The organism is Roseivivax sp. GX 12232, assembly GCF_021272185.1.
GTDB lineage: Bacteria > Pseudomonadota > Alphaproteobacteria > Rhodobacterales > Rhodobacteraceae > Roseivivax.
In genome coordinates this window covers 1-1117 of record NZ_JAJSEC010000039.1, presented here as the reverse complement: position 1 = coordinate 1117, position 1117 = coordinate 1, and the positions used below count along the sequence as shown (strand labels likewise).

Here is a 1117-nt window from a genome sequence, read left to right as displayed (position 1 = left end):
CGATGCGGTCGACGTTGGCGCGGGTGTCGGTGATGATGATCGCGTTCGGGTCCTCGAGCGCCTCGAGGTAGCCGGCCTCCGCCACCAGCGGGCGCAGCACGCGGACCGCCTCGGCGGCGGGCAGGCGGTCGAGTTCGAGGATCCGCGTCGTGGTGTCCTGCCGCCCGCTCAGCACGCTGTCCACGGTCATGCCCTTGGCGCGGGCCTCGGCTTCGCCGACGATCTCCCAGACGACGCCGCTTTCCACCGCGACGAAGCCCCGCACGCGCAGGATCGACTGGAACAGCTCCCAGACCCCGGATTCCGACAGCGGCTCGGCCGAGATCACGGTGACATCGCCCGAGACCTCGGGGGCCACCACCAGCGTGCGGCCGGTGATCTCGGAGACCTGCTCGGCCAAGGTCGATATGTCGGCTGCACGCAGGTTGATGACGTAGTCGCCCTCCTCCGAGAGGCTCTGGCCTGCGGCCGGCAGGGCCAGCGTGACGGCCAGCGCGCCGGCGGCGGCCAGTTGGCGAAGAATGCGGCGGATCGGATGCACGGGCGCGGGTCCTCTTTACCGGAGCGGGAACGACATGAGCAGGGTCTCGCCGTCCCGCACAACTTCAAGCCTGGCCTGCCCCGAGGCGGCGACCTCGTCGTAGAAGGTGCGGTCCTCGTCGGGATCACCGACAGCCTGTCCGTTCACCTTGGTGACCAGGTCGCCGGGCTTCAGCCCCGCCAGGGTCACGCCGATGTTCGGATTGGCGTCGATTCTATAGCCCTCGAGCCCGGGCACCAAGCCTATCGTGTCGAGCACCGATTGCGGGTCCTCGATGATGCGCCCACGCCACAAGTCGATGTACTCCTGGGTGGTCTCGGGCGGCGGGGCCTCGCGCAGATCGAGCGAGCCGCGCCCGGGAACGATGGCCGCGCGCAGCCGGTCGAGCGGCGAGGCGGGGGCGTCCGCGGGCGCGGCCTCCGCGGTGGCCTCGGGGGCAGGGGCGCTGCCGTCGAGCGCGCCGTCGAAGCCGAAGCGCGTGGCCTCGCCGTCGATCTCGACCTCGATGGCCTCGGGGCCGATGGCGGTGAGGCGTACGCCCTCGGAGAGGCTGTCCCCGATCCGGTAGCGGTCGAC

Annotated in this window: 1 protein-coding gene and 1 pseudogene; both read right to left on the bottom strand. The window is 71.2% G+C overall.

What is annotated here, in order from left to right:
• Nucleotides 1-541 (bottom strand): annotated as a pseudogene (locus tag LR948_RS18820) (type II secretion system protein GspD); the annotation flags it as partial.
• Between the two features lie 15 nt (nucleotides 542-556).
• A partial coding sequence (locus tag LR948_RS18815; RefSeq protein WP_232755709.1) for a hypothetical protein occupies nucleotides 557-1117 on the bottom strand: 561 nt, incomplete at its 5' end.